Source organism: Paramagnetospirillum sp., assembly GCF_058402745.1.
Genome location: NZ_JBZVFI010000003.1, coordinates 360,663 through 387,126 on the forward strand (window position 1 = coordinate 360,663; position 26,464 = coordinate 387,126).

The following is a 26,464-nucleotide window of genomic DNA, read 5'->3' on the forward strand; positions in this document are numbered from 1 at the left end:
GCTAATCCATGAAGGGGGCGAGGGCGGCTATGGTCTTGGGGCCGATGACACCGTCCGCCACCAATCCGTGGGCCGCCTGGAAGGCCTTGATGGCCTGCCGGGTGTTCGGCCCGTCCTTTCCGTCCACCACCAGCCGGGGATCGGCTCCGGCCTTGTTGAGCGCCGCCTGGCTGCGGGCAAGGTCGGAAACCGGAGCGGCGGGACCGGGGGAACCGCCGGCGGCGGCCCGGGCCTTGGCGTACCAGGCCTTGCGGTCGTCCAGGCCGTTCAGGCCACCGTTGACCGCCTTGGTGACGGCCACGATGTCGTCGGCATCGGCCAGCGGATTGATGTTGGCCGCCTGCCAGTGGCAAAGGGCGGGCGACAGCAGATTCTCGGTAAGGATGATCAGGTCGGGATTGTTGACGCAGTCGAGGCCGGTTTCCTGGGCCACCTTGGTGTAGTTGTAGCGGCCGGTGGTCTGCAGGACGCCACGGCCGCGGAAAAGATAGCCGTCGCCCGGCTGGGTGTTGCCCAATTGCTTGGACAGCACCGGATTGCCCAGGCCGTAGACCCGCTCGGCCAGGGCCTGGGGATTGCGCAGCAGGCCGGGGGCCTCGTCGGCGGTGATCTTGGCCGAGTGGTTGGCCCCGAAGATCTTCAGGAGCTGGTCCTGGGTGGTGTAGGTGAGATTCTCCACCAGCACCGTGCCACCATTGGTCTCGTGCAGGATCTGGGCGACGAAGTGGCAAAGCCGCAGATCGGTGGTGATGCCGTAGGTCTCCAACGGGCCATCGGCATTGGCGAAGGCTGTCCGGCATTCGGGCCGGGCGTTGGGAGCGATGGCGGCGGTGATGGATTGAAGCGTCGTCATGGCGCCAATGGTATGTGATGAGGCGTCAAATTACCAGCAAGAGTTTCAGTCTTCGCCGGGAGGGGCGCTGCAGCAGCGATGGACGATGGCGGCCTGATCCCGTCGGTTGTCGTCCTTGAAGGCCAGCCAGCGGCGGCGCAGGCGGGCGGGCCAGCCTTGGGACAGGACCAGGCCATTGGCTGCCAGCCTGGATGCCAGGGCCGCCAGTGTCACGTGGCGCAGATCGTAGGTGACCACGACGGCACGGCCGGACTCATCGCTTCGCAAGTCCAGCAGACCCTCGGGGCGGTTCAGCGCGGCGATGGCCGAGGGAGTGGCGCCAGCGGCGAGGGAGAGGCTCAGGGTGCGGATCATCCGGTCGGTGGCGGCCATGGCGTCCTCCATATCCTCATGCCCATTTGTCGCATAATGTATATTATGACGACGAATATATCAGGTCAGGAAACCTCGATCACCAGCCCGTCATGGGCCGGGATCACGTGCGGCGGAACGGCCCGGCGCACCGCCTCGTAATCCAGGCGCGAGCCCATATGGGTGATGTAGGCGCGGCGTGGCGCGACGCGCTCGATCCATTCCAGGGCCTTGGCCACATGGGCGTGGGTCTGATGGGGATAATCCACCAGGCAGCCGATGATCCAGGTGTCGACGCCTTGCAGCGCCTCGAAGGACTCTTCCGGCAGGTCGACCACGTCGGTGCTGTAGGCCACGGCGCCGAAGCGCAGGCCGAGCGTGCGGCAATAGCCGTGGTCCTGGTCGAAGGGAATCACCTCGATCCCGCCGACGCGGAACGGCCCGGAGATCTCGTGGGCTTCCAGCAGCGGCCGGTAGATGAATTCGCCCATGTCCTCCAGCGGTTCGAAGGCATAGGGAAAGCGGCTTCGCGCCGTCCGCAGTGTTCCCTCATCGCCCCAGACCGGCAGCCAGCGGCGGGTAGCGCGGTTGATTTCGCGCAGGTCGTCGATGCCGTGCAGATGGTCGGCATGGTCGTGGGTGTAGATCACCGCATCGACGCTGCGCACTCCGGCCGCCAGCAGCTGGTCGCGCAAATCGGGCGAGGTGTCCACCAGGATGCGGGTTTCCCCCTCCTCCACCAGGATGGAGGAGCGCAGGCGGCGGTTGCGCGGATTGGTGGGATCACAGGCGCCCCATCCCCCGGAGATGGTCGGAACGCCGGCGGCGCCGCCACAGCCGAGGACGGTCACCTTCATGGACGCGCCACTTTCGTGAACAGGCGGTGGAAATTGTCGGTGGTGGCGGCCTCCAGCTCGGCCATGGTCACGCCCTTGACCTCGGCCAGCCGGGCGGCGGTATGGGCCACGTAAGCCGGTTCGTTGCGCTTGCCGCGATAGGGTATGGGCGCCAGATAGGGGGCGTCGGTCTCCACCAGCAGACGATCCAGCGGAACCCCGGCCAGGGTATCCCGCAGCATGTCGGCGGTCTTGAAGGTCATGATACCGGACGCCGAGATGAACAGGCCCAATTTCACAGCCTTTTCAGCGAAGTCCGGGCCGGAGCTGAAGCAATGGACCAGCCCGGTGAAGGCCCCCTTCCCCATCTCCTCGGCCAGGATCGCCCCGGTATCGTCGTCGGCGTCGCGGGTATGGACGATCACCGGCAGACCCGTTCTGCGCGCGGCCTCGATATGGATACGGAACGAGTCCCGCTGCCGCTCGCGCGGGCTTTTGTCGTAATAATAGTCCAGGCCGGTCTCGCCCAGCGCCACCACCTTGGGATGCTCGGCCAGACGCAGCAGGGTGTCGAGATCGGCATAGGGCTCCACCCCCGCCTCGTGGGGGTGGATGCCGACGCTGGCCCAGACGTCGTCGAAGCGCTCGGCCACCCGGACCACCTGCTCATAGCGGGTGACGTGGGTGCCGATGGTCAGCAGCACCCCTACTCCGGCGGCCTTGGCGCGGCCGACCACGCCGTCGATATCGTCGGCGAAGTCGGGGAAATCCAGATGACAATGCGAATCGACCAGCATGTCAGGCGGAAGCCTCTTCCACATAGCGCGGGAACACGCCCTGGGGCGCCGGCAGGGTGATCCCGTCCTTCAGAGCATGGTCGGGGCCGAAGAAGGCGAAGCCGCGCTCGGCCTCGGACACCGCCAGCTGGTCGAGGATGCGCCCCGAAGCGGTTGGCATGAACGGCTGGGTCAGCAGCGCCACCGAGCGGATGGTCTCGGCCAGCACCCACAGCACCGTGCCCATGCGGGCGGGATCGGTCTTCTTCAGCGCCCAGGGCGCCTGCTTGTCCACATAGCCATTGCCGGCGCGGATGACAACCCAGATGGCCTCGATGGCCTCGTGATACATCTGGCGGTCGATGGCGTCGCGGACCTTGTCGAGCATGCCATAGGCCGCGCCCAGCATGGCCTTGTCGTCGTCGGTGTCCGGCGTGTGGGCAGGCGTCACTCCGCCGCAATTCTTGCCGATCATGGACAGCGAGCGCTGGACCAGATTGCCGTAATCATTGGCCAGTTCGCTGTTCATGCGGCCCATCATGGCACGCTTGGAGAAATCGCCGTCATTGCCGAACGGCACCTCGCGCAACAGGAAATAGCGCACCTGATCCAGGCCGTAGGTTTCGATCAGCTCCAGCGGGTCGATGACGTTGCCCAGCGACTTGGAGATCTTCTGTCCCTCGTTGGTCCACCAGCCATGGGCGAAGACGCGGCGGGGCGGCGCCAGATCGGCGGCCATCAGGAAGGCCGGCCAGTAGACGGCGTGGAAGCGGACGATGTCCTTGCCCACCATGTGGATGACGCTGGGCCAATACTTGGCGTACTCGCCCGTGGTGTCGGGATAGCCCAGCGCCGTGATGTAGTTGGTCAGCGCGTCCAGCCAGACATACATGATATGGGAATCGTCGCCGGGCACCGGAACGCCCCACTTGAAGCTGGTGCGCGAGACGGAGAGGTCCTGGAGGCCGCCACGCACGAAGCTCATCACCTCGTTGCGGCGCGAATTGGGCGCCACGCAATCGGGATTGTCCTCGTACCACTCGAGCAGGCGGTCCTGGAAGGCCGACAGGCGGAAGAAGTAGCTGGGCTCCTTCACCCATTCCACCGGCGCGCCGGTGGGCGCCAGCTTGGCCCCGTCCGGCCCCTTGACCAGTTCGTCCTCGGCGTAGAACGCCTCGTCGCGCACCGAGTACCAGCCCTCGTAGGCGCCGAGATAGATGTCGCCCTTGGCCACCAGCCTGTCCCACAGCGCCTGGCAGGCCACCTTGTGGCGCTCCTCGGTGGTGCGGATGAAATCGTCGTTGGTGCAGCCCAGGATGCGGGCCAGTTCGCGGAAATTGGCCGAATTCTGGTCGGCCAGGGCCTGAGGCGTCATGCCGAAGGCTTCCGCCGACTTCTCCACCTTCTGGCCGTGCTCGTCGGTACCGGTCAGGAACTTGACGTCGAAGCCGTCCAGGCGCTTGAAGCGCGCCAGCACGTCGCAGGCCAGCGTGGTGTAGGCATGGCCGATATGGGGCTTGTCGTTGACGTAGTAGATCGGCGTGGTGACGTAGAAGGTCCCGGCCCCGGTCATGGGAATGCTCCGCTAAATCAAGATGTTGCCCGCTATCGTGAACCCTGGCGGGCGAGGCGCTCGACCGCCATGAAGGCGCCGAGGACGGCCTGCTTGCGGTCGAGATGGACCGCTTCGGTGCGGGCGAACAGGGTGGTGATCTTTTCCCACACCTCCAGCCAATGTTCAAGGCTGGCCGCCGCCAACAGGCGCTCCATCAGGGCACTCTCGCCCGCCACCACCTCGGCCATACCGGCGCCTTTGCGTCCGCCGGCGCGGATCAGGCGGGCCAGCCACCAGCCCAGCAGTTCGGTGACGGTACGGAACGATCCGTCGTTCTCGGGCCGCGCCACCTTGTCGCCGAAGACATGGAGCGCGGGAACGTCCAGACGCGGCAGGCCGTTCAGCAGCTCCAGCAGCTCGCGGTAGAGGTCAAGCCCGCCTTCGTCGGCCAGGGCCAGGGCCTTGCCGATGCTGCCCTCCCCCAGCCTGGCTAGGGCGGCGACTTCGGTGGGGCCCAATTCCGGCCGCTGGCGGGTCAGCAAATCGGCCACCACGTCTTCACCCAGCGGCTGAAGCATCAAACGGCGACAGCGCGAGCGGATGGTGGGCAGCAGGCGGCCTGGAGAATGGGATACCAGCAACATCAAGGCGTTGCGCGGCGGCTCTTCCAGAACCTTGAGCACCGCGTTGGCGGCGTTGCGGTTCATTTCGTCGGCGGAATCGATGATCACCACCCGCCAGCCGCCCTCGGCCGGGGTCAGCGACATGAAGTGGCCGATGCCGCGCACGTCCTCGACCACGATCTCGGATCGCAGCTTGCTCTTCTTGTCGTCGGCCCAGCCGCGCTCCACGGCTTGCAGATCAGCGTGGCCCTGGGCGGCGATACGGCGGAACACCGGATGGCCGGGACGGATGTCCAGGTTATCGGGCGCGTCGCCGAACAGCCCGCCGCCCTCGCCGCCCCCGGCCAGCACGAAGCGGGCGAAACGGTAGGCGAGCGTCGCCTTGCCGATGCCCTTGGGGCCGCACAAGAGCCAGGCATGGGCCAGACGTCCCGAGTTCCAGGCGTCCAGCAGCGCCGTCTCGGCCGTTCCGTGGCCGAACAGGTCGGCGGTCTCGCGCGGATGGGGGGACTCGGTCATGGGGTATGCGGGCGGGACGCCCGCGCTCCGAAATGGCGCTTTTCCCAGGAGCGCGGGCGTCCCGCCCGCATGCACAGGGCTCCGCTCATGGCACCGGCAGCCTCGCCCGCACCGTCGCCATGATGTCGCCGTGAACCGCGTCGGGTGAGCGGGTGGCATCGATCACGGCGCAGCGCATGGGGTTGGAGGCGGCTATGCCCAGGAAACCCTGGCGCAGGCGCTGGTGGAAGCCCAGACCCATGCGCTCGTAGCGGTCCTCGGCCCCGCCCCGCGTTCCGGCCCGCTCCAGCCCCTTCTCCACCGGCAGGTCGAGCACCAGGGTGAGGTCGGGGGCGAAATGGCCCACGGCGACACGGTAGAGGCTGGCGATGACGTCCGGATCAAGGCCATGGCCGAAGCCCTGATAGGCCAGGGTGGAATCGGCGAAGCGGTCCGAGATCACCCAGGCGCCGCGTTCCAGCGCCGGCCACACGGTCTTGACCAGATGGTCGCGCCGCGCGGCGAAATGGAGCAGCGCCTCGGTCACCCCGTCCCAGCGGTTGGTGTCGCCTTCGACCAGCAGGGCGCGGATGGCCTCGGCGCCGCTCGAACCGCCGGGCTCGCGGGTGGTGACCACCATCAGGCCTTCGTCGCGCAAGGACTCGGCCAGCAGGCGGAGCTGGGTGGACTTGCCCGCTCCCTCGCCCCCCTCCAAGGTGATGAAGCGTCCGCGGGCCGTCTCCATGATGGCTATCCCTTCTTGCCGAAGATGATGCGCTTGAAGGCGGTGGACATGCGGCCGGCGAAGCCCAGCTTCTCCACGTCGGCTCCGGCCACCATGGGCAGCTCCACCGGCGCCATGCCCGGAGCGGTGACCACGATCTTGCCCACCTCCTGCCCGGCCTTGATGGGCGCGGCGATGGGGCCGTTGTAGATGGTGGTGACCTTCATGTCGGCGCGGTTGCGCCGCTGCATGGTGACCTCCAGATTGCCCTTGGCCAGCAGGGGCACGGTCTCGGCCTGGCCCAGCCAGACCTCGGCGTCGGGAATCACCTCGTCGCCGGCCTTGAACAGGGCATAGGTTTCCCACTCGCGGAAGGCCCATTCGGTCAGGCGGCGCGATTCCTCGGCCCGCTCCTTCATGGAGCTCATGCCGTTCAGCACCATGATGATGCGGCGGTTGCCCCGCTTGATGGACGCGGCCAGGCCGTAGCCGGCGGCGACGGTATGCCCGGTCTTCAGCCCGTCGGCGCCCGGCGTGTTGTAGAGCAGCGGGTTGCGGTTGCCCTGCTTGATGCCGTTGAACACGAATTCCATCTGACTGAACAGCGGATAATATTCGGGGAAATCGGCGATCAGGCGGCGCGACAGCACCGACAGGTCGCGGGCCGTCATCAGGTGTCCGGGCTCGGGCCAGCCGCTGGCGTTCTTGAAGGTGCTGCGGGTCAGGCCGATCTCGCGGGACTTGCGGGTCTCCTCCTCGGCGAAGGCCTCCTCGGTGCCGGAATAGGCCTCGGCCAGCACCGAACAGGCGTCGTTGCCCGACTGGATCACCACGCCCTTCAGCAATTCCTCGACGGTGGCCGTGGAGTTGACCGGCAGGAACATCAGCGAGCCTTCCGACTTGTAGTGGCGCTTCCAGGCGGTTTCGCTGACCGGCAGGCGGTCGCTGGGCTTCCACGCCCCGCTCTTCAGCTTGTCGAAGACCATGTAGACGGTCATCAGCTTGCTCATGGAGCTGGGCACCATCAGCTCGTCGGCGTTCTTCTCCATCAGCACCTGGCCGCTGGCGTGATCGACGATGATGGCCTGCTTGGCGGCGGTCTCGATGGACTGGGCCCCGGCCGACCGCGACGCGACCGGAAGCGACAGGGCCGGCAGCAACAGGGCCGCGACCAGCGAACGGCGGAACAAAGCGAGCATCACATCGGCCTTTTCGTTGTTAATCGACGACCACGCGGGCGTCCTGCGCCCCCGCGGCGACCACGGAATCGAGGATGCGGTCGGCCTCCTCCACATTGGCCACCGGCCCCAGGCGGACACGGAACAGGGTCTTGCCCTGAAGCTGGACCTGCTGCAGCTGGGCCTTGCCCACCTTGGACAGGCGGGCCACCATGCGGTTGGCGTTGTCGTGGCGGCCGTAGGAGCCGGCCTGGACATAGATGGAGGTGGGGCGCACCGGCACCGATTTCACCTCCTGGGTGGCGATCTCGCGTTCCACCGCCTCGGGCGTCATGCCGCGCTGCTGGGGCTGGGCCGACGAAGCCACCACCACCTGGCCGTTGTCGCCGTTCCTGACGCCGGGCGGCGGCGGCAGGGATTCCGCCTGCACCGAGCCGCGCGGCGCGGCGCTCGCCACCTTGGGCTCGTTGCCGGTGGTGTCGGGCTTCAGCTTGCCGGCCAGCACCCGGCTTTCCTCGGGCAGGACCTGGACGCGGACCTTGGCGGTGCCCTTGCCCTCGATCCCCAGCAACTGGGCCGATCGCCGGGACAGGTCGATGATCCGGCCGTTGACGAAGGGGCCGCGGTCGTTGATGCGCACGATGATCGATCGGCCGTTCTCCAGGTTGGTCACCCGGGCGATGGACGGCATCTGCAGCGTCTTGTGGGCGGCGGTGACGGCGTTCTGGTCGAACACCTCGCCGTTGGCGGTCAGCTTGGCGTGGAAATTGGGGCCGTACCACGAGGCGATGCCCGTCTCGTCATAGGCGAAGTCTTCCTGGGGATAGTACCAGACGCCCGCCACCTGATAGGGCTTGCCCACCTTGTAGTTGGTGGCGGCCGAGGCCGAGGGCGGCGGCGGGGTGTCGCCGCCCACCGACTTGGCCATGTGGCCGAACAGGTTCATCTCGGCGCAGCCCGAGAGCAGGGTTCCGGACAGCAGCAATGCCGCCAAGCGCGTCTTCCGCGACATCTAGTCCCCTCCCCGCTGCCTCGGCCAAAGATGTGGTAGTCTACTTGCCACCGATGCGGTCCGCAAGATGCCCCGCCGCCAGGGCGAAGAAGGTGGAGCGGTTCCACTTCATGATGGTGCGGAAATTGTCGTAGACCAGGAAGGCTGGCCCCTTGCCGCCTTCCGCCAGGACGATGGAGGCGGTGATGTCGCGGGCGGGCAGCGGCTTGCCGTCGCTTCCCTTCACCCCGAGAGCCGCCCATTCCCTGACGCTCTTGCGGGTGTCGGCGCCCAGCAGATTCCGCGGGAAATCGGCGGGCAGCCTGACGGCGCGGCCCCAGGTCTGGTCGCCCTTCCAGCCTTCCGACGACAGGTAATTGGCGGCCGAGGCCAGGGCGTCGGAGCGGTTGGTCCAGATGTTGCGCTTGCCGTCGCCGTCCCAGTCCACGGCGAATTTCAGGAAGGTGGACGGCATGAACTGGCATTGCCCCATGGCCCCGGCCCACGAGCCGATCATGTTGGCGGGCAGAATGTGCCCCTGGTCGAGGATGGTCAGCGCATTCATCAGCTCGGTGCGGAAATACTTGGAGCGCCGCCCGTCATAGGCCAGGGTCGCCAGCGACGACACCACCGACATGCCGCCGGTGTTCTTGCCGAAATTGGTCTCGATGCCCCACAGCGCCACCACGAAGCGCGGCTGCACGCCGTAGCGGCGCTCGATCTCGGTGAGCAGCGCCTTGTTCTCGGCCAGCTTCCTGCGCCCCTCCTCCACCCGGGCCGGCGTGACGATGCGGCCCAGATACTCGTTGAAGGAGAGGGTGAATTCCGGCTGCTTGCGGTCCAGCTCGATCACCCGGTCGATATGGGTGACGTTGGACAGGGCGAGGTCCAGGGTCTGGGGCCTGATGCCCTTTTCCAGGGCCTCGGCCCGCACCCCGGCCAGGAAGCCGGTGAAGCCGGCATCGGCCACCGCCACCTGGGTCTCGGCCGGCGCGGCCGGCTCCTCGGCGGAAGCGGCGCAGCCACCCAGCGCCAGGGACGCCACGGCCAATCCGGCCATCATCCAAGATTTCGTCGCCCAAGCCATGCGCCTAACCCCAAATCTGGTAAGCATCCGGGTGTTGTGCCACACTTTGGCCGAGGACTGCAATCTCAAGGCTTGGGCAGCAGCGCGTCGGTCCAGCCCAGCAGGCGGTACATCACCAACCCCAGCCCCTCGTGAATCAAGGGTCCCAGGCCGGAAATCCCCTTGCCGGGGCTGAAGCGCAATTCCGTCCACCAGGGCAGGGATTGCCCGGAGGTGTAATAATCGACGGGAATGGGGATTACCGGCCAGTCCACGGCGCGGAAACAGCCCACGGCGCGCGGCATGTGCCCGGCCGAGGTGATCAGCAGCCAGGTCTCGCCCGGCCTGGGCCGTATCAGGTCCTTGGACAGCGTGGCGTTCTCGCGGGTGTTGCGCGCGTCCCGCTCGTAGATGATGCGATCCGCATCGAAGCCGATATCGCGGTAGAAGATGCGGGCGTAATCCGCTTCCCGATGCTCCTGGCTGAAGGGACTGCCCGAGCCGCCGCTGAACACCAGCCGGGCCTCGGGGTAGCGCCGCGCCAGGGGAATCAGCGCGGTCAGGCGGGTCACGGCGCTGCCGATGGACACCTGCCCCCGCGCCGCGCTCAAATCCGAAGCGATCGCCCCGCCCAGCACGATGATGCCGTCCACCTTGTCCGGCAGGGAATCGGGCGCCTTGAACCGATCCTCCATCCTGGCCAGGATCCACCGGTCCACCGGGACCACCGACAGAACGGTCACCGTCAGCAGCGTGACGCCGAGAACCACCCGCCCCGCCCGCAGCCAGCGCCGCGACAGGGTCAGCAACCAGCCGGCCAGCAGCAGCAGCAGGACGATGGTGGCGGGATCTGTGACGAAACCGACGAGTTTGGACAGCAGGAACATGGGACGGCATGTTGCCGCCGTCCCGCCTCGATGTCACCGCCTTTCGTCCCCCCTTGCGCTTGGGCCATGGGGACGATATCAAACCAGCAGCGGAAGGGTGGCAGAGCGGTCTATTGCAGCGGTCTTGAAAACCGCAGGCCTCGCAAGGGGTCCGGGGGTTCGAATCCCTCCCCTTCCGCCAGCACCTTATTGAAATTTTTTTTGTGCAAAATGCGGCAGACACCGAGGCCTCCGCGTTGGGGTCGATGCCGGCCAGAATACCGTCAGGGATAGAGTCTTTGACATGTTGCCTTGCGGCGACCTGTGTAGAGTACCGGTGGCAAGACCGGAACATGTGGGAGCCCGGATGGATTGCAGCTCCCGTGACGAGGCAAAGGCGGGAATGAAAACGAACCGATTTTCCCTGGCCGTTTCCGCGGCATTGTGGGCCATGGCCGCCGGCCTCGTCGTTTCACTCGCTCTGGCCGTCGGCATCCATCGGCCTTTCACCCAGGTCTGGGACTGCGACGTCCACTACGCCTACAACGCCCTGCTGCTCAATGCCGGGAAGGCCCAGCGCTTTTTCGACCATCCCCAGTATGGCTATTCCCTGGTGCTCTCGTGGTGGCTGAAGCTGGCCCATCTGGCGACGGGCGTTCCCGCCCGCCTGGCCGATCTGGGGGGAGAGCCGGGACACATGATTCAAGCTTTCGCGCGAACCATCTTCGCCGGCCGGGTCCTGTCCATCGTCCTGGCGCTGGCCGTGGTGGCCGGATTCGTCGCCTGGGCGCGCCGGCTCAGTGGCGATTTGGTGCTGGCATCGCTGCTGGCCCTGGTGATCGCCGCCAGCGACGGCATCAGCTATCACGCCATAGCACTACGTCCCGAAGCGGTCTCGGCCCTGGCTTGCCTGTCGGCGCTGGCCTGCCTGCTGTGCACCGCCGGTCGTCCCTTGCCGCGCGCCGGGCTGTGGCTGGCCGCCGCCGCCGCCTTTTCCGAGATCGCCGTTCTGTGCAAGCTGCAGGCGATCATTCCTCTGGTCATGTTGCCGGTGGTGGCCCTGACGATCGAGGGGCCGTCGCCCGGCATGCGACGGCTTTCCCCCTCCCTCCTGGTGCTGATGGTGGCGCTTGGGGTTCTGCTGGCCCTGCCAGTGGCCACCGACGCCTGGATCGGCGCGGAGAAGCGGATGGGCAGCAGCGGCATTCCCGCTTATACCTGGGCCCTGGGCGCCTACGTGGCGCTGGCCGTGGTGGCCTACGTCGTCCGCCACCGTCTGGGGGTAGACGGACTGGTGACGGCCTTCGTCTCCCTGGCCGCCGGTCTCGCCGGCGGTTGGCTGTTCTCCCTGTTTCACCGCGACCTGAGCAACCTGGGATCGGCGGTGGCCTTTCTCGATGCGCTTAAGGTCTATTCCACCGTCCACGACGGCAATTTCGAGAATGCCCGCGGCTATGGCCGGCTCCTGGGGGCCGTGGCCGATCAGGTCGGCACGGTGGCCGGCCTGGCCCTGGCGCCCGGACAGTGGAATCTCCCCCGGATATTGCCCTATCTGCTGGCGGGCGCCCTCACGGTGTGGCTGACGGCCAGGGGCCGGCGGCGCCAGGCCCTGGCGGTTGCCGCCGTGGTGTCGGTGGCCGTGGCCGAGGAGGTGCTGTTCCGCCTGCGCGGCCTGCCGCCCTGGTACGAGATCTTCGTGGTGCCGACGGCCCTGCTGGCGGTGGCGGCCGGCTGGCGGCACCTGGAGGACGGGGAGCGCCGGCCGGCCCTGGCGGTCTGCGGTCTGGCCGTGGCTCTGACGGTGGGGGTGGCGGCGTCGGATTCCCATGCCCGCTTCGGAGGCACGGCCTACGTGACGCCCCATCTCGATGCGGCCCATTTCTGCGAGGGCCAACTGGCCTGGGCGCCTGTTCTGCCCGTCGAGTATTACCAAGACGGCCGTTGCTGGCCCTATTACCGGGCCGCCATGCCGCCCCAGCTGCCGTTCCCGGTGCCGGGCGAGGCTCCGTCGGTCAAGGCAGCGCCAGCAAGTTGACGCTGCTGCCGGCTGGAACGGGGGGAACCTTCAGCCCGTCGCGGCCACAAAGCCTTCCGTCCAGCCCCGCGAAGCGATAGCCCAGCCCGCGCAGCAGCTCGATGGGGGCCTCGGGCTCCACGCCCCGCTCCGCCAAGGTGTAAGGCGCCAATTCGAAGACGATGGTGGGGCGAAAGCGGGCTAGACTGGCCCGGGCGCCCTGCAGCACCTCGAATTCGTAGCCGTCCACGTCCAGCTTGATGACGTCGATCCGCTCCAGCTCCTGTTCCGCCACCAGGGCGTCGAGGCTGACGGCCCGCGCGCCCGCCGTGGACACCCGCACGCCCAGGTGGCGGGGATGGCCCCCGGCCGGCGGTTCGAGCGGCCAGCTGGCGAAAATGCCGGGCGGCACTTCGTCCGTGTCGCCGGTTCCCAGCATGGCCTGCACCGCGGTGACCCGCCCGGCCAGGGCGGGATTGAGGGCAAGATTGCGGCGCAGCTTGTCATAGGCCATGGCCGTCGGCTCCACCGCCAGCACCTTGCCGCCCGGCCCCGCGGCCCTGGCCAGGGGAAGCGTGTGGGCGCCGATATTGGCGCCGATGTCGATGGCGACGCCGCCCGACGGCAGCAGGCCGCCATAAGCCCGTTGGGTGGCCGGCTCGAAGGCGCCCAGCAGCCAGATGGCGAAATCGATACCCTCGGCGAGGTCGAGGGACCAGCGGAGGCCGCCCCGGCTGACGATTGTTTCGCTACCGGCCCCGCCGGCCGCGCGCGCGGCCAGCACCACCCGGCTGACCCAGCGGGCAAGGGCGATCTTGGTGGCGGTGGAAATGATCATGTCCGCTCGCAGACGATGAACAGGCGAAAGGCGGCAAGCGGCCCCAGCCAGGGCATGAGGAGGTCTTCCAGGCGCAGCAGCGGCCGGGCCAGCCAGCCGGGCAGCAGCGACCAGGTCTGGAACCCTCCCGACAGCGGATAGGCCCACAGGCTGAGAAACCGGGTGGTCTGGAGGCGCAGGCCGGGAACCGTGGCCTCGAGGCGCTCTGGCGCCGTCTTGAACAACAGGTGCGGCACCGCCATGTTGGCATCCTCGGAATCGGGACCGCAGACCGGGGCGTCGCCCAGGGGATCCATACCCAGGTCGAAGGGTTCATGGTGGAACAGGCCGAACATCAGCCGGGACCCAGGCGTCATGGCCGGCTCGATCAGCACCAGCCGCCCTCCCGGCTTCAGCACCCGTGCCGCCTCGGCCAGAAAGCGACGGGGGTGCGCCAGATGGTGCAGCACGTCAAGCATCACGAGATTGTCCACCGCTCCATCGGCGAGCGGCAGCTGGTGGGCATCGGCCACCACCGCCACGTCGGGGCCGGGCTCGATGTCCATGGCGATGATTCCGGGCGCCGAGCCGCCCAGATGACCGCTGCCGCAGCCGATCTCGACGATGCTGCCCGGCTTGCACGCCTTCAGGATGTGGCGATGGTAATCGGCATAGACGTGCCGGACCCCGGGCTTGCGGGACCAGGCCCGGCGATGGCGGTCGATAGCCCGTTCGGCCGCGGTCATGCCTAGACCAGCTTCAGCTTGCGGAAGGCGAAGATCACCATGCGCAGCAGCAGCAATCCGTGGCGGAAGCGTGAGATCTGGGTCTCGCCATAGGTGCGGGCGTCGTAGCGCACCGGGATGTCGATGATGCGCAGGTTGGCCCGGCTGGCGCCGAAAATCAGGTCGAAATCGCCGAAGGGGTCGAACTCTCCGAAATAGGCCCGTCCCGCCACGATGCGGTCGTAATGGCTTTTCAGAAGTACCTTGGTGCCGCACAGGGTGTCGCTGATGCGTTGGTTGAGCAGCCACGAGAAGATGCGGGCGAAAGCGCGGTTGGCCAGATGATTGAGGAAGCGCATGGCCTGATCCTCCATGGGATAGACCAGCCGGGTGCCGTTGATGAAATTGCCCCGCCCCGAGACCAGGGCGTCGTAGAACTTGGGCAGGTCCTCGGGCGGCACCGTAAGGTCGGCGTCGAGGATCATCAGCACCTCGCCCGTCGCCATGTCGAAGCCCTTGCGCACGGCGTCTCCCTTGCCCACGCCGTCCTGGCGGGCGTAGCGGATGGGGAGCCGGTCACCATGGGCGGCCGCCACCCGCTGAATCTCCTCCCAGGTGCCGTCGCGGCTGTGCCCTTCCACGAAGATCACCTCCAGCTCACGGCCGAAGCGAGGCAGGCGCTGGATGGCGGCTTCGATGTTTCCCGCCTCGTTGCGGCAGGGGATGATCACGCTGACCGACAGGGGAGGATGCGCCGCCGGGCCCAGCGCGCGCCCCACCGTGTAGTTGCGCAGGCACAGGGCGGAAAGGCCGGGCAACATGTCCAGGCAGGAATTGAGGAACGGTCCCAGGCCACCCAGGCGGGCCGGAATCAACATGCGGCGCTCCTGCTTCACCACGTCGAATCCGGCCAGGCCGAGCAGATGGTTGATGTCGTCGGGATTCAGCTCGTTCTGGATCACCTGGGGCATCTTCAGTCTGAGCCGCGCCATCAGGCGCAACAGCGGCCCCCAGACCTGGGAGTGGTAGGCGATCACCAGCCGCGTGTCGCGGTCGCACAACCCGGCCAGGCTTTCCAGGGTGGACTGGCAGTCCTCCAGCGCCCCGATGGTGTCGGAAAGCACGATGAAGTCGAAGCCCCGGCCCTGAAGCTCACCCAGGGTGGCCGGGTCCTCCGCGTCGCCGACGATGAATTCCAGTCCGGGATGGCGTTGCCGCGCCTGCTCCACCATGGCCGGGCTGAGGTCGATGCCCACGCCTTCCGAGGGCTCGAGGGCCGCCAACAGGTCGCCGGTGCCGCAACCGACATCGAGCACCCGCTTTCCCGGCGGGATCAGGAAACGGAGATAGGCCAGGTCCGACGCATGGAAATATTCGGCCTTATCCACCCATTGGGCGCGGGTCGCCGCGTGCTGTTCCGCGTGGTCGCGGATCTCCGTCTTGCGCCGGGACGCGCAGGCCCGCCCCCGCGAGCCGGAACGGTCGGACATGGCAGTGCGGCCCATCATCGTGCCGTCCCTGGCTTGGCGGCGGCTTCCGACTGGACCGCGACGGCCTGGGCGCGGGCAATGGTGGCGATCATCCGGGTCAGCGCATCCTCGATCTTGGCCGCCGTCTTCTTCTGGCTCTCGGTCTGGGGATCGGCGACGCCGCTCACCCCTTCGTCCACGCCCTTGAAGAAAGCCTGGCCGGCCAGACGCAGTTCACGCTCCAGCGGGCGCAGCCGGCTCTGAGCCACGGTCAGCGAGGAGTAGACGGCCACCACCAGGGCAAGGGCGGCGATGGCGGACTTGGCCGCGAACAGGGCCAGGGGCCGGGCCATGAGCCACCCGTCGCCCCCGGCCGGGGCGGGAATGGCATCGGCGCGGCCCGCGGCCATCATGGTCTCGAAGTATTCGCGCTTGCGGCGCCGCAATTCATCCAGCGCGGCTCCGGCATCGCGGCCGACGGCGCACAGGCCGAGGGCGGGAATCAGGAGCCTCACTCCCTGGGATTCATCGACCAGGATGGTCTCGAACCGGGCGGACATCAGATCGTCCACGGATTTCGGCTGCTTGGCCACGCCCTCGTACTCCTCCCACAGCTCTGGTTGGCGCGCCACGCCGTATTCAGCCCGGTTATCGCGATTGGCGAGGGGCTGGGGCCTCAGGCGCCGCCGGCCACGTTCTCCAGGTACCAGGCATAGGCCTCGCGCAGCCCTTCGGCCATATCGGTCCTCGCGGTCCAGCCCATGGCGGTCATGCGGGAGACGTCCAGGAGCTTGCGCGGCACCCCGTCCGGCTTGCTGGTGTCATAGACGAAGCGTCCCCGGTAGTCGATAGTCTTGGCGATCATCTCGGCAAGGGCGGCGATGGAAATCTCGCGTCCGGTTCCCAGGTTCACGTGAGCCTCGCCGGAATAGTGCTTCATCAGGAACACCACTCCATCGGCCAGGTCCTCGGAAAACAGGAACTCCCGCAGGGGCGATCCGGTGCCGAACAGTTCCACCGTGGGGGCCTGGGCCATCTTGGCGGCGTGAATCTTCATGATCAGGGCGGCCGCCACGTGACCCTGGACGACATCGTAGCGGTCGCCCAGGCCGTAAAGGTTGGTGGGCATGGCCGAGATGAAGTCGCAGCCGTACTGGCGGCGATAGGCCTGGCACATCTTGATGCCGGCAATCTTGGCGACGGCATACCACTCGTTGGTGGGCTCCAGCGGCCCCGTGAGCAGCGCCTCCTCGGTCATGGGCTGGGGCGCCATGCGCGGATAGATGCAGGACGAGCCGAGAAACATCAGCTTTTCCACTCCGCAGCCATAGGCGGCATGGATCAGATTGGTCTCGATGGCCAGGTTATCGTAAAGGAACTCGGCCGGCCGGGTGGAATTGGCGATGATGCCGCCCACCGTGGCGGCGGCCACGAAGACCGCCTGGGGGCGATGGCGGTCCATCCACGCTTCCACCTCGGACTGCCGGCGCAGGTCCAGATGCCGGCGGCCGACCGTCAGGATCTCGCAATTCTCGGACGCCAGACGGCGGACGATGGCTCCGCCGGCCATGCCACCATGACCGGCGACGAACACCCGTTTGCCGGCGAGGGAATAGCTCGTATCAGCCACGACCGCCCATCCTTCCCGCCGCTTCTTCCAGGTCGGCATCGACCATTTCACTCACCAGGGTCTCGAACGAACACTCGTGGGTCCAGCCCAGCACCCGGCGGGCCTTGGCCGGGTTGCCCTGCAGGTAGTCGACCTCGGTGGGGCGGAAATAGCGGGGGTCGATCTCGACGAGCACCTGTCCGGTGGCCCGGTCCAGCCCCTTCTCCCCCATCCCCGAGCCCGTCCAGTCGATGCCGCGCCCCACACGGGCGAAAGCCAGTTCAACAAACTCCCGCACGCTGTGGACCTCGCCGGTGGCCAGCACGTAATCATCCGCCCGGGGCTGCTGCAGCATCAGCCACATGCCGCGAACATAGTCGCGGGCGTGGCCCCAGTCGCGGCGCGCGTCCAGGTTGCCCAGGTACAACCGCTCCGGTCGGCCGAGATGGATGGCGGCTACCGCCCGCGTGATCTTGCGGGTGACGAAGGTTTCGCCGCGGATCGGGCTCTCATGGTTGAACAGGATGCCGTTCGAGGCGTGCAATCCATAGGCCTCGCGATAATTCACGCAGATCCAGTAGGCATACAGCTTGGCGGCGGCATAGGGGCTGCGGGGACAGAAGGGAGTGTCCTCGTCCTGGGGCTCGGCGCCGATGCCGCCGTACAACTCGGAGGTGGAGGCCTGGTAGAAGCGCACCCGCTCCTCCATGCCGAGGATGCGGATAGCCTCCAGGATGCGCAGCGGGCCCAGCCCATCGGCATTGGCGGTGTATTCCGGCGTCTCGAAGCTGACCTGGACGTGACTCTGGGCCGCCAGGTTGTAGATCTCGTCGGGCTGAACCTGCTGGATGATCCGGATCAGGTTGGTGGAATCGGTCAGATCGCCGTAATGAAGACGGAAGCGCCCGTCATCCTGGTGGGGGTCCTGATAGAGGTGATCGATTCGCCCGGTGTTGAAGGACGAGGACCGGCGCTTGATGCCGTGGACCACATAGCCTTTTTCAAGCAGCAATTCGGCCAGATACGCACCGTCCTGTCCGGTAATGCCCGTAATCAGGGCCGTCTTCTGTCGCACCAATGGGTCCTCTCGCTCGGCAAAACGCTACAATTCGCGCGGTGACACTACCGTATCAGCCCTTCTGTTGACAGCGGCAACCTTTGCGAAGAGCAAGATGCCGGCGGGCACGGGGCGCGGGGACGAATCAGCCGAGCAAGGCCCTCACCGCGTCGCACTCCTCCTCAGCCAGCGCGAAATCCATGATCTGGAGGTCTTCCCGCATGTGGTCGGCCGAGGACGTGCCGGTGAGCGGGATGATGGCGCTCTGGCCGAGGAAGCGGAAGAAGATCTGGGCGGTGGTGCGGCGGTGCCTGGCCGCCAGGGCCCGGACCGTGTCGTGGGCCAGGATGTCGGGGTTGGCGGTCAGCGTCCAGAAGCTCTGGTAGAGGATACCGTGCCGGCGGCAATAATCCCGCAGGATGCGGTCGAAGCCGGTGGCGGCGTAGAAGCGGTTCTGCACGATGGCCGGCTTGACGCGGGAGGTCTCGCAGAGGTGGCGGAAAACCTCGGGATCGTAGCAATTGCTGATCCCCAGCTGCCGCGCGCCGCCGGAATCGAAGATGGCCTCCATGGCGGCCCAGACCTCGCGGAACTGGGCGGGATCGGGCAAGGGGGAATGCAGCACCAGCCCGTCCAGGACGTCCACCCCAAGGTTCATCCGCGAGCGTTCGAAGGATTGCGTCACCTGGACGCCGGGGGGCGCCGAGGGGTCGTAGGGAATGCGCTGGGGGTCGTGGCCGCCCAAGGGCGTGAACTTGGTCTGGAGGTAGACCTCGTCGCGGCGCAAGCCCTTGGCCAGGGCGGCGGCCAGCCCCGCCCCCACCCCGGCCTCGTCGTAATGCCTGGGCTGGCAGGCGGTGTCGATGCCGCGGAACCCCTGGGCAAGGGCCAGTTCGACCAGACCGGCGGTCCGCTCCTTCTTCCAGGCGGTGCCATAGATGATCGGCGGCATGGCGACGCCCTGGCTGGACGTCCAGGTCCGGTCGGCTGCCATCATGTCGTCCCCCTGCCCTATGCGTCCAGATTGAGATCGTTCCCCCTCGCCGGCGAGTCAAGCCAATCCTTTCGCCGTCCTCGCGACACCGAGGTCATACCCCCTTATGGCGGACGGCGATCCGTATTATGCTGGGGCATGATTCTGCAATCGAAGGTTCAATCCCCATGATCCGTCTGGCCAACGTCATCGTAGCCCATGCCGATACGGGGGCCGCCGAAGCGGTCTTGGCGCGTCTGTCGCACAACGGCTATCACGCCATGCATGCGGCCAGCCGCGAGCAAGTGCTGCAATTGGCGCGCGACGAACACCCGGACCTGATCCTGGTGGGCGACGCGGGCGAGGATCCGATCGGCCTTGGCGCCTTTCTCAAGCATGAAGCCCTGCTGGCCGACATTCCCATGGTGCTGCTGGTGGACAAGGTGACGCCGGACTCGGCGGAGAAGGCCTATGCCGCCGGTCTGGACGACACCATCTCCATGCAGGATGACGACGTGGAACTGCTGTCGCGCCTGCGTCCCCTGGTCCGCCTCGCCACCATGCACGCCGAGCTGCGCCACCGCGCCTGTGCCGCCCAGGCGTTCGGGGTGACCGCCCGCGAAAGGGCCACGGTGCAGGACGGAACCCGGCCCTGCATCCTGGTGGTCGGCCATGACCGCGACGGGGTGGGCGCCATCCTCGGCGCCTCGGCCGAGGTGATCAGCAGCGCCAATCTCTACGACGCCGAAAGCCTGCTGGAGCACCGCAATTTCGACGCCGCCGTGGTCACCACCGACAGCGAGATCGAGGGCTATCTCGCCTTCGCCTCCCAGGTCCGCAACAATCCGCGTCTGTTCAACCTGCCCATGGTGGTGGTGGTGGACAAGGGCGTCGCGGCGGCCGAGATCTACCGCCGGGGCGCCAGCCGGGTGCTGCCGCGGCCTTTGGATTCCGGAATCCTGCGGGCTTCGGTGCTCAGCATGGTGCGCCGCCAGCAATTGCGCTGGTCCATCCGCGCCGCCCTGTACGAAAGCCTGACCGAACGGACCCGCGACCCGCTGACCGGGGTCTACAGCCGGGCCTATCTCGATTCCTATCTGGGCGAACGGCTGGAAATCGCCAAGACCCATGACCGCCACCTGGCCGTGGTGTTCTTCTACATTCCCAATATCGAGGGGGTGCGCAGCCATTTCGGCGACGACGCCGCCGAGCATCTGGCCCAACAGCTGGGCCAGTGGATCACCGGCCTGCTGCGGGCCGAGGATCTGACCGCGCTCTACGCCAAGAACCAGTTCTGCGTGGTGCTGCCCGACACCCCCACCGTGGAGGCCGAGGTGGTGATGCATCGCATCGCCGGCGTGCTGGCCTATACCGATTTCGCGGTGCGCGAGGTCTATCAGCCGGTCAAGGTCTGGGTTCAGGTGGCTTGCACCGACGCCAAGACTACCGATACGCTGGACTCGCTGCTGGCCCGGGTGCAGGCCAAGCTGGATTGAGGCGAAAGCGGTGAGAATCGAGTACGTCTTCGATACCGTCTGCCCGTGGTGCTATGTGGGCAAGCGCCGGCTGGAGCGCGCCCTGGCCATGCGTCCGGAAAACCGGGTCCGGATCATCTGGCGCCCCTTCCTGCTCAATCCCGACCTGCCGCCGGAGGGCATCGACCGCAAGGTCTATCTCGACCGCAAGTTCGGCGGCACCGCCCGCGTCCAGCGGGTCCACGCCGCCGTGGCCGCCGCCGGCAAGAGCGAGGGCATCGAGTTCGACTTCGACTCCATCACCCGCATGCCCAATTCGCTGAACTCCCACCGGCTGATCCGCTATGCCGGCTCGTCGGGCCGGGAGGCCGAGGTGGTCGAGGCCCTCTACCAGGCCTATTTCTGTCAGGGAATGGACATCGGCAATCTGGAGGTCCTGGCCGATATCGGCGCCGCGTTCGGGCTGGAGCGCGCCCCGTTGCTCACCTATCTGTCCTCGGATGCCGATGCCGTCGGGGTGCTCAACGACAATGCCCGCGCCCATCGCCTGGGCGTCAACGGCGTGCCCTGCCTGATTCTCGACGGAGCCTACGCCCTGGCCGGCGCCCAGGAGCCGGACATCCTGCTGCGCCTGATCGACATCGTGCGCGAAAGCCAGCCGGAAGCGGCGTTCAGCTAGCCCTTCTGAATCAGCTCGATCTTGTAGCCGTCCGGGTCCTCGACGAAGGCGATGACGGTCGAGCCGTGCTTCATGGGACCCGGCGCCCGCACGATCCTGGCGCCTGCCGCCTCCAGACCGGCGCAGGCCTTGTAGATGTCGGGCACCCCCAGGGCCAGATGGCCGAAACCGCCGCCCAGATCGTAGGAGGCCGTATCCCAGTTGTGGGTCAGCTCGATCACCGTGTTCGAGGCTTCCTCGCCATAGCCGACGAAGGCCAGGGTGAAGCGCCCCTCGGGGTAATCGGTGCGCCGCAGCAGCGTCATGCCCAGCAGGCGGGTATAGAAGTCGATGGAGCGGTCCAGGTCGCCGACCCGGATCATGGTGTGGAGAAAACGCCAGTCAGCCATGACTTTGCTCCTTGCGTGCCTTGATGAACCCGATCACCGCGTCGGCGGCGCGCCGGCCCGGGCTTTCACCACCCAGACCCAGCTTTTCCAGGGCGCGGCGGGCGCCGGCCGCCTGCAGGGCGCGGGCCGCCTCGTCGGTCAGCAGATGCTCCACCGCCGCCGCCAGCCTTTCGGGGCGGCAATCGTCCTGCAGCAGTTCCGGCATCACCGCCTCGTCAACCAGGATGTTGACGAGGGTGACGAATTTGAGGCTGAGGCCCAGGAAACGGGTGGCGATGAAGGCCGACAGCGGTGAGACCTTGTAGGTGATCACCGCCGGCAGCCGGGCCATGGCCAGTTCCAGCGCCACGGTGCCCGACGCGGCCAGGGCGGCGTCGCAGGCGGCGAAGGCGTCGTATTTCTCCGGTCCGCGTACCACGATGGCGGGCAATGGCCATGACTGGACCGCGCGGCCCACGTCCTCGGCCACGGTCTCGACGGTGGGCACCACCAGGATCAGGTCGGGAAAGCGCTGGGCCAGCAACGCCATGGTCTGGCCGAACGGCCCCAGTAACTTGGCCGTCTCGGAATGGCGGCTGCCCGGCAGGACGCAGAGCAGCCGGGCGTCCGTCGCCAGGCCGTGCCGGGCCCTGAAGGCCGCCCCGTCGCCCCTGGCGGCCGGCCCCTCGATCACCGGATGGCCCACATGCAGGGTGCGAAGCCCCTCCTTCTCGAACCAGGCGGGCTCGTTGGGCAACAGGGTGAGCAGCAGGTCCAGCACCCGGGCCAGGGTCTTGGTCCGTCCCGACTTCCAGGCCCACACCATGGGGGCCACGTAGTGAATGCGCGGGACGGAGGAGCCCCGCTTCTTCAGCCCAGAGTGGATACGGCCGTTGAACCCCCAGGAATCGATGGTGATCAGGGCGTCCGGCCGCTTCGTTTCGATATCGGAAAGGGTCTCTCCCACCCGCCGGAGAATCCTTGGGATGCGGGGCAGGACTTCCACCAGCCCCATCACCGACAGTTCGGTCATGGGGAACAGCGATTGCAGCCCCTCCGCCCGCATGCCTTCCCCGCCAATTCCGGCGAAGGTCACGCCGTCGCCCAGCCGTTCCTTCAAGGCCGCCATCAGCCGCCCGCCCAGCAGGTCGCCGGAAGGCTCGCCGGCAATGAGATAGATCAGCATGGAGGCAACTCGATGCCGACCACGAACAGGCCCAGGCGATCGGCCTCGGCGGCCATGGAGCCGCGGCCCAGCACCAGGGCGCCCCCCGCCTCCACCGCGATGCCGCGCAGGCCCGACGCGGCCGCCTCGCGCAGGGTGGTGAGCCCGATGGTGGGCAGATCGATGCGGCGGTCCTGGCCCGGCTTCTTCAGCTTGACCAGCACGCCGCCAACGCCATCTCGGGCCAGGGGGCCGCAGCGGCGCAGCAGATTGTCGGTGCCCTCGATGGCCTCGACCCCCAGCACGATGCCTTGCTGCACCACCACCGCCTGTCCCACGTCGAGGGCTCCCAGGCCGCGCGCCACCTGAACGCCGCGCCCGATGTCGGCGCTCGCCTGCTCGTCGGGCGACAGGGTGCCGTAGGGGCCGGGAATGGCGAGGCAGTCGGACAGCACATCGTCCACCCCCACCACCTTGAAGCCCTCGCCTTCCAGTTCGGCGGCGACGGCGCGCAGCAGGCCATCGTCGCCCAGGGCCTTCAGCCCCACCCGGGCGAAGAAGCGGGCGGTGCGGAAATCGGGAGCCAATTCCAGCAGGGACGGACGGCGGACCGGGCCGATCATCACCACTTCGGCGACACCGGCCCGGCGCAGGCGCTCGAAACCGGTTCCCGCCTCGCCCAGACGGATCCAGTCCTGGGGCGAATCGTCGCCGATCACCGTGGGATCGGCATGGCCGGAAAGGGCAAGGACGTGATAGGGGCGCCCCTGGGCGCGGCAGGCGGCGGCGACCAGCCCGGGCAGATCGCCGCCGCCGGCGATGATGCCGAGTTTAGCTGCCATTCGGCGTGCTGAGGGAACGCGACGAATCCGAGCGGATGAAGGCGACGATTTCCATCACCACCGGATGGTCCTTGAACTGCTCCTCCACGTCGGTGAGCCGCTCGGCCAGCGTGCCCTCCGGCGCGAACATCAGGCGGTAGGCATTGCGGAGCGTGTGGATGTCGTCGCGCGAGAAGCCGCGACGCTTGAGCCCCACGATGTTCAGGCCGTTGAGATAGGCGCGGTTGCCGATCACCATGCCGAAGGGGATGACGTCGGCCTCGACTCCCGACATTCCGCCGATCATGGCGTGGCGGCCGATGCGCACGAACTGGTGCACCGCCGACAGCCCGCCCAGGAAGGCGTACTCGCCCACCGTCACATGGCCGGCCAGGGTGGCGTTGTTGGCCATGATGACGTTGTCGCCCAGGATGCAGTCGTGGGCCACGTGGGCGCTGGCCATGAACAGGCAGTTGTCGCCCACCTTGGTCAGCATGCCGCCGCCCTCGGTGCCGGGATTCATGGTGACGTGTTCGCGGATCTGGTTGTTGGCCCCGATCTCCAGGGTCGAAGGCTCGCCCTTGTACTTGAGGTCCTGGGGCCGGTGGCCGATGGAGGCGAAGGGGAAGATGCGGGTCCCCGCCCCGATGGTGGTGCGCCCCGCCACCGCCACATGGGACACCAGTTCCACCGATTCGCCCAGCCTGACGTCGGGGCCAACCACGCAGAACGGGCCGATGACCGCCGATTCGGCGATCTCCGCCTTGGAATCGACGACGGCCGAAGGATGGATGTTGGTCATTTCTCGTCCAGGATCATGGCGGCATAGGTGGCTTCGGCGACAAGGGTTCCATCGACCTTGGCTTCGCCCCGGAACTTCCAGACGTTGCCGCGCGACCGTTCCTTGAAGACGTGGATCATCAACTGGTCGCCGGGGCCGACCGGCTTGCGGAACCGGCAGTTCTCGACGCTCATGAAATAGACCAGCTTGCCCTCGGCCTCGACCCCCAGGGTCTCGACCACCAGCACGGCCGCCGTCTGGGCCATGGACTCGATGATCAGCACGCCGGGGAACACCGGGCGCGACGGGAAATGGCCCTGGAAGAACGGCTCGTTGATGGTGACGTTCTTGATGCCCACGGCGCTTTCATTGGCCACCACCTGTACCACCCGGTCCACCATGAGGAACGGATAGCGGTGCGGAATCATCTGGATGATCCGGCTGATGTCGATGACCTTGCCCAGGTCGGTCGCCTGGTCGTTGTTGGCGGTATCCATTACACGCGTCCTGCCTTTGACCTTAACCCTTCTTTCGCGCCATCTTGCCCAGGATGGCCGACTGGCGCAGCCAGTCCGCCATGGGCACGGCGGGCGCGCCGCCGACGGTCTCGCCCGGCGCGATGTCGCGCATCACGCCGGCCTGGGCGGCGATGCGCGCGCCCGATCCGATCTTCAGATGGCCGGTGATGCCGGCCTGGCCACCCGCCGCGACGAAGTCGCCCATGCGGGTCGAGCCCGAGATTCCCACTTGCGCCACGATGACGCAACCGCGTCCCAGCTGCACGTTGTGCCCAATCTGGACGAGGTTGTCTATCATGCAGCCGTCGCCGATCACCGTATCCGGCCCGGCGCCCCGGTCGATGGTGGTATTGGCGCCGATTTCCACGTTGTTGCCGATCACCACGCGGCCCAGCTGGGGCACCTTCAGATGGCCCTGCGGCCCCATGGCGAAGCCGAAGCCGTCCTGGCCGATGCGCGCGCCGGGATAGATGTTGACCCGGTTGCCCACCAGGGCGTGGGAAAGGGTGGCGTTGGCGCCGATGGTGCAATCGTCGCCCAGCACGACGCCGGCGCCGATCACCACGTTGGCGCCGATGCGGCAGCGGGCGCCGATCTCGGCCCGGGCGCCGATCACCGCTCCGGGCTCGATGCGGCACCCCTCCCCCACCTTGGCGGAGGTGTCGACCCAGGCGGTGGGCGCCACCCAGGGTTCGGGCGCCGGATTGGGATAGAAGGCCTGGGCGATGCGGGCATAGGCGCGGTAGGGATCGGGCGACAGCAGCAGCGCCATTCCGGCCGGCGCCTTCTCGGCCATCTCGGGGGCCACGACGCACAGCCCGGCCTTGCTGGCCTGGAAGGCGGCGACATATTTGCGGTTGTCGAGGAAGGAGACGGTGTCGCCGCCCGCCTGTTCCAGCGACGCCACGTCGGTGAAGACCGCCGCCGGGTCGCAACCCTCGGCCGGTGCGGCCCCCGACGACTCGGCCAACTGGGCGAGGGTGAAGGGACCGGCTTTGGTAAAGAAACGCGGATCGGCCATGATGTCACTTCTTGCCGGGCTTTGAGAGGGCGGGCTCCGACGGCGGAGGGGAATCCACCTCGGGAACGGGGAAATTGACGGTCGGCAGCCGCTTGTTCAGCCGCTCGATCACCTGGGCGGTGACGTCCATGCGCGGCTCGTGCAGGACCACCTGCTGCTTGGGCAGGACCAGATTGGCCCCCATCTCGGCGGCGATCTCGCCGGTGATGGTCAGAATGGCGTTCATCAGCTCCGCCATGGCCGAATCCGTGGATTTCTCCAGGGCGCGCACCGCCATCTGGGTCCGGTTCTGAAAGGCCACCACCTGCAGCTCCAGAGCCTTGACCTTCTGGTCGTAGGCTTCCTGCGGCATGGCGCCCTTCTGCTTGGCCAGATCCTGGTCGCTGCGCTGCAGGGATTGGCGGGCGGCGTTGAATTCGGCCTGGAAGTTCTGCTGGTACTTGTCGCGCTGGGCGGCCAGGGCCTTGCCCGGCATGGATTCCCGCTGAGCCTGCTGGATATCGACGATGATCAGGCTCATGGGCAGCCCGCCGGCCCGCTGGGCCAGGGCGGGGCCACCGGACAAAAGCAGCGCCAGGGCCGCCATCGGCAACAGCGACGCCAGACGAGCGGCCAGGGCAAGGCGGCGCGACACGCTGTTCTTCACGACATCTCT

Annotated in this window: 28 protein-coding genes and 1 tRNA gene; 4 read left to right on the plus strand and 25 right to left on the minus strand. The window is 67.4% G+C overall.

Going from position 1 to position 26,464, the window contains the following annotated elements; all coding sequences use genetic code 11:
- Window position 1: 1 nt before the first annotated feature.
- The 11 genes from ACV4UZ_RS02690 to ACV4UZ_RS02740 form a co-directional block, all read right to left on the minus strand.
- Window positions 2-853, minus strand: a complete 852-nt coding sequence (locus ACV4UZ_RS02690; RefSeq protein ID WP_491599392.1) for a peptidoglycan-binding protein — start codon at window positions 851-853, stop codon at window positions 2-4.
- 45 nt (window positions 854-898) lie between these two features.
- Window positions 899-1,237, minus strand: a complete 339-nt coding sequence (locus ACV4UZ_RS02695) for a hypothetical protein (protein ID WP_491599393.1) — start codon at window positions 1,235-1,237, stop codon at window positions 899-901.
- Window positions 1,238-1,290: 53 nt separating this feature from the next.
- Window positions 1,291-2,061 (minus strand): MBL fold metallo-hydrolase, encoded by a 771-nt coding sequence (locus tag ACV4UZ_RS02700; protein ID WP_491599394.1) that lies wholly within the window; start codon window positions 2,059-2,061, stop codon window positions 1,291-1,293.
- Window positions 2,058-2,837, minus strand: a complete 780-nt coding sequence (locus ACV4UZ_RS02705; RefSeq protein WP_491599395.1) for a TatD family hydrolase — start codon at window positions 2,835-2,837, stop codon at window positions 2,058-2,060. The genes ACV4UZ_RS02700 and ACV4UZ_RS02705 overlap by 4 nt, the downstream gene beginning before the upstream one ends.
- A 1-nt stretch (window position 2,838) precedes the next feature.
- Window positions 2,839-4,389 carry a methionine--tRNA ligase gene (metG, locus tag ACV4UZ_RS02710; RefSeq protein WP_491599396.1) on the minus strand — a complete coding sequence of 517 codons (1,551 nt, stop codon included), beginning with the start codon at window positions 4,387-4,389 and terminating at the stop codon, window positions 2,839-2,841.
- 32 nt (window positions 4,390-4,421) lie between these two features.
- Entirely contained in the window at window positions 4,422-5,513 is a 1,092-nt protein-coding gene (locus tag ACV4UZ_RS02715; RefSeq protein WP_491599397.1) for a DNA polymerase III subunit delta', read from the minus strand.
- A gap of 85 nt (window positions 5,514-5,598) precedes the next feature.
- On the minus strand, window positions 5,599-6,237 hold the full coding sequence (gene tmk, locus ACV4UZ_RS02720; protein ID WP_491599398.1) for a dTMP kinase: 639 nt from the start codon (window positions 6,235-6,237) through the stop codon (window positions 5,599-5,601).
- A gap of 5 nt (window positions 6,238-6,242) precedes the next feature.
- Complete coding sequence (locus ACV4UZ_RS02725) at window positions 6,243-7,415, minus strand: D-alanyl-D-alanine carboxypeptidase family protein (protein ID WP_491599399.1); 1,173 nt, start codon at window positions 7,413-7,415, stop codon at window positions 6,243-6,245.
- 19 nt (window positions 7,416-7,434) lie between these two features.
- The gene (locus ACV4UZ_RS02730) at window positions 7,435-8,406 is read right to left on the minus strand and encodes a septal ring lytic transglycosylase RlpA family protein (RefSeq protein WP_491599400.1); all 972 of its coding nucleotides are present in this window, start codon (window positions 8,404-8,406) and stop codon (window positions 7,435-7,437) included.
- 40 nt (window positions 8,407-8,446) lie between these two features.
- On the minus strand, window positions 8,447-9,448 hold the full coding sequence (locus ACV4UZ_RS02735) for a lytic murein transglycosylase (RefSeq protein ID WP_491599401.1): 1,002 nt from the start codon (window positions 9,446-9,448) through the stop codon (window positions 8,447-8,449).
- Window positions 9,449-9,537: 89 nt separating this feature from the next.
- Entirely contained in the window at window positions 9,538-10,338 is an 801-nt protein-coding gene (locus tag ACV4UZ_RS02740) for a YdcF family protein (RefSeq protein WP_491599402.1), read from the minus strand.
- Window positions 10,339-10,429: 91 nt separating this feature from the next.
- Between ACV4UZ_RS02740 and ACV4UZ_RS02745 the strand changes: the two genes are divergently transcribed.
- Together ACV4UZ_RS02745 and ACV4UZ_RS02750 are read left to right on the plus strand one after the other, a co-directional pair.
- A tRNA-Ser gene (locus ACV4UZ_RS02745) sits at window positions 10,430-10,519 on the plus strand.
- A gap of 201 nt (window positions 10,520-10,720) precedes the next feature.
- Window positions 10,721-12,352, plus strand: coding sequence for a hypothetical protein (locus tag ACV4UZ_RS02750; protein WP_491599403.1), 1,632 nt, complete (start codon window positions 10,721-10,723; stop codon window positions 12,350-12,352).
- Here the strand turns inward: ACV4UZ_RS02750 and ACV4UZ_RS02755 are convergent.
- The 7 genes from ACV4UZ_RS02755 to ACV4UZ_RS02785 form a co-directional block, all read right to left on the minus strand.
- Window positions 12,330-13,169, minus strand: coding sequence for an FkbM family methyltransferase (locus tag ACV4UZ_RS02755; RefSeq protein WP_491599404.1), 840 nt, complete (start codon window positions 13,167-13,169; stop codon window positions 12,330-12,332). The two genes, ACV4UZ_RS02750 and ACV4UZ_RS02755, sit on opposite strands and share 23 nt — an antisense overlap.
- Window positions 13,166-13,894: a class I SAM-dependent methyltransferase gene (locus tag ACV4UZ_RS02760; protein WP_491599405.1), complete on the minus strand. Its 729-nt coding sequence runs from the start codon at window positions 13,892-13,894 to the stop codon at window positions 13,166-13,168. Before ACV4UZ_RS02760 ends, ACV4UZ_RS02755 begins: the two co-directional genes overlap by 4 nt.
- A 2-nt stretch (window positions 13,895-13,896) precedes the next feature.
- The gene (locus tag ACV4UZ_RS02765) at window positions 13,897-15,381 is read right to left on the minus strand and encodes a glycosyltransferase (protein WP_491599406.1); all 1,485 of its coding nucleotides are present in this window, start codon (window positions 15,379-15,381) and stop codon (window positions 13,897-13,899) included.
- Complete coding sequence (locus ACV4UZ_RS02770; RefSeq protein ID WP_491599407.1) at window positions 15,378-15,974, minus strand: hypothetical protein; 597 nt, start codon at window positions 15,972-15,974, stop codon at window positions 15,378-15,380. Before ACV4UZ_RS02770 ends, ACV4UZ_RS02765 begins: the two co-directional genes overlap by 4 nt.
- Window positions 15,975-16,018: 44 nt before the next feature.
- Window positions 16,019-17,011: a GDP-L-fucose synthase family protein gene (locus ACV4UZ_RS02775; protein ID WP_491599408.1), complete on the minus strand. Its 993-nt coding sequence runs from the start codon at window positions 17,009-17,011 to the stop codon at window positions 16,019-16,021.
- Window positions 16,965-18,026, minus strand: a complete 1,062-nt coding sequence (gene gmd, locus ACV4UZ_RS02780; RefSeq protein WP_491599409.1) for a GDP-mannose 4,6-dehydratase — start codon at window positions 18,024-18,026, stop codon at window positions 16,965-16,967. Before gmd ends, ACV4UZ_RS02775 begins: the two co-directional genes overlap by 47 nt.
- Window positions 18,027-18,153: 127 nt before the next feature.
- Window positions 18,154-19,005 (minus strand): aldo/keto reductase family protein, encoded by an 852-nt coding sequence (locus tag ACV4UZ_RS02785; protein WP_491599410.1) that lies wholly within the window; start codon window positions 19,003-19,005, stop codon window positions 18,154-18,156.
- A gap of 164 nt (window positions 19,006-19,169) precedes the next feature.
- On the opposite strand from ACV4UZ_RS02785, the gene ACV4UZ_RS02790 reads away from it, so the two are divergent.
- Both ACV4UZ_RS02790 and ACV4UZ_RS02795 read left to right on the plus strand, forming a co-directional pair.
- Window positions 19,170-20,477: a diguanylate cyclase domain-containing protein gene (locus ACV4UZ_RS02790; protein ID WP_491599411.1), complete on the plus strand. Its 1,308-nt coding sequence runs from the start codon at window positions 19,170-19,172 to the stop codon at window positions 20,475-20,477.
- Window positions 20,478-20,487: 10 nt separating this feature from the next.
- Window positions 20,488-21,135, plus strand: coding sequence for a DsbA family oxidoreductase (locus ACV4UZ_RS02795; RefSeq protein ID WP_491599412.1), 648 nt, complete (start codon window positions 20,488-20,490; stop codon window positions 21,133-21,135).
- Here ACV4UZ_RS02795 and gloA read toward each other — a convergent pair.
- Genes gloA through ACV4UZ_RS02830 form a run of 7 tightly spaced genes read right to left on the minus strand, consistent with a single transcriptional unit; the run spans window position 21,132 to window position 26,455 of the window.
- Complete coding sequence (gene gloA / locus ACV4UZ_RS02800; RefSeq protein WP_491599413.1) at window positions 21,132-21,524, minus strand: lactoylglutathione lyase; 393 nt, start codon at window positions 21,522-21,524, stop codon at window positions 21,132-21,134. The genes ACV4UZ_RS02795 and gloA overlap by 4 nt on opposite strands.
- Window positions 21,517-22,689, minus strand: a complete 1,173-nt coding sequence (lpxB, locus tag ACV4UZ_RS02805) for a lipid-A-disaccharide synthase (protein ID WP_491599414.1) — start codon at window positions 22,687-22,689, stop codon at window positions 21,517-21,519. Before lpxB ends, gloA begins: the two co-directional genes overlap by 8 nt.
- On the minus strand, window positions 22,683-23,510 hold the full coding sequence (locus ACV4UZ_RS02810; protein WP_491599415.1) for an LpxI family protein: 828 nt from the start codon (window positions 23,508-23,510) through the stop codon (window positions 22,683-22,685). Before ACV4UZ_RS02810 ends, lpxB begins: the two co-directional genes overlap by 7 nt.
- Window positions 23,500-24,291, minus strand: a complete 792-nt coding sequence (gene lpxA / locus ACV4UZ_RS02815) for an acyl-ACP--UDP-N-acetylglucosamine O-acyltransferase (protein ID WP_491599416.1) — start codon at window positions 24,289-24,291, stop codon at window positions 23,500-23,502. Before lpxA ends, ACV4UZ_RS02810 begins: the two co-directional genes overlap by 11 nt.
- Entirely contained in the window at window positions 24,288-24,767 is a 480-nt protein-coding gene (gene fabZ, locus ACV4UZ_RS02820; RefSeq protein WP_491599417.1) for a 3-hydroxyacyl-ACP dehydratase FabZ, read from the minus strand. Before fabZ ends, lpxA begins: the two co-directional genes overlap by 4 nt.
- A 22-nt stretch (window positions 24,768-24,789) precedes the next feature.
- Entirely contained in the window at window positions 24,790-25,809 is a 1,020-nt protein-coding gene (lpxD, locus tag ACV4UZ_RS02825; protein ID WP_491599418.1) for a UDP-3-O-(3-hydroxymyristoyl)glucosamine N-acyltransferase, read from the minus strand.
- Between the two features lie 4 nt (window positions 25,810-25,813).
- Complete coding sequence (locus ACV4UZ_RS02830) at window positions 25,814-26,455, minus strand: OmpH family outer membrane protein (RefSeq protein ID WP_491599419.1); 642 nt, start codon at window positions 26,453-26,455, stop codon at window positions 25,814-25,816.
- Window positions 26,456-26,464 lie beyond the last annotated feature (9 nt).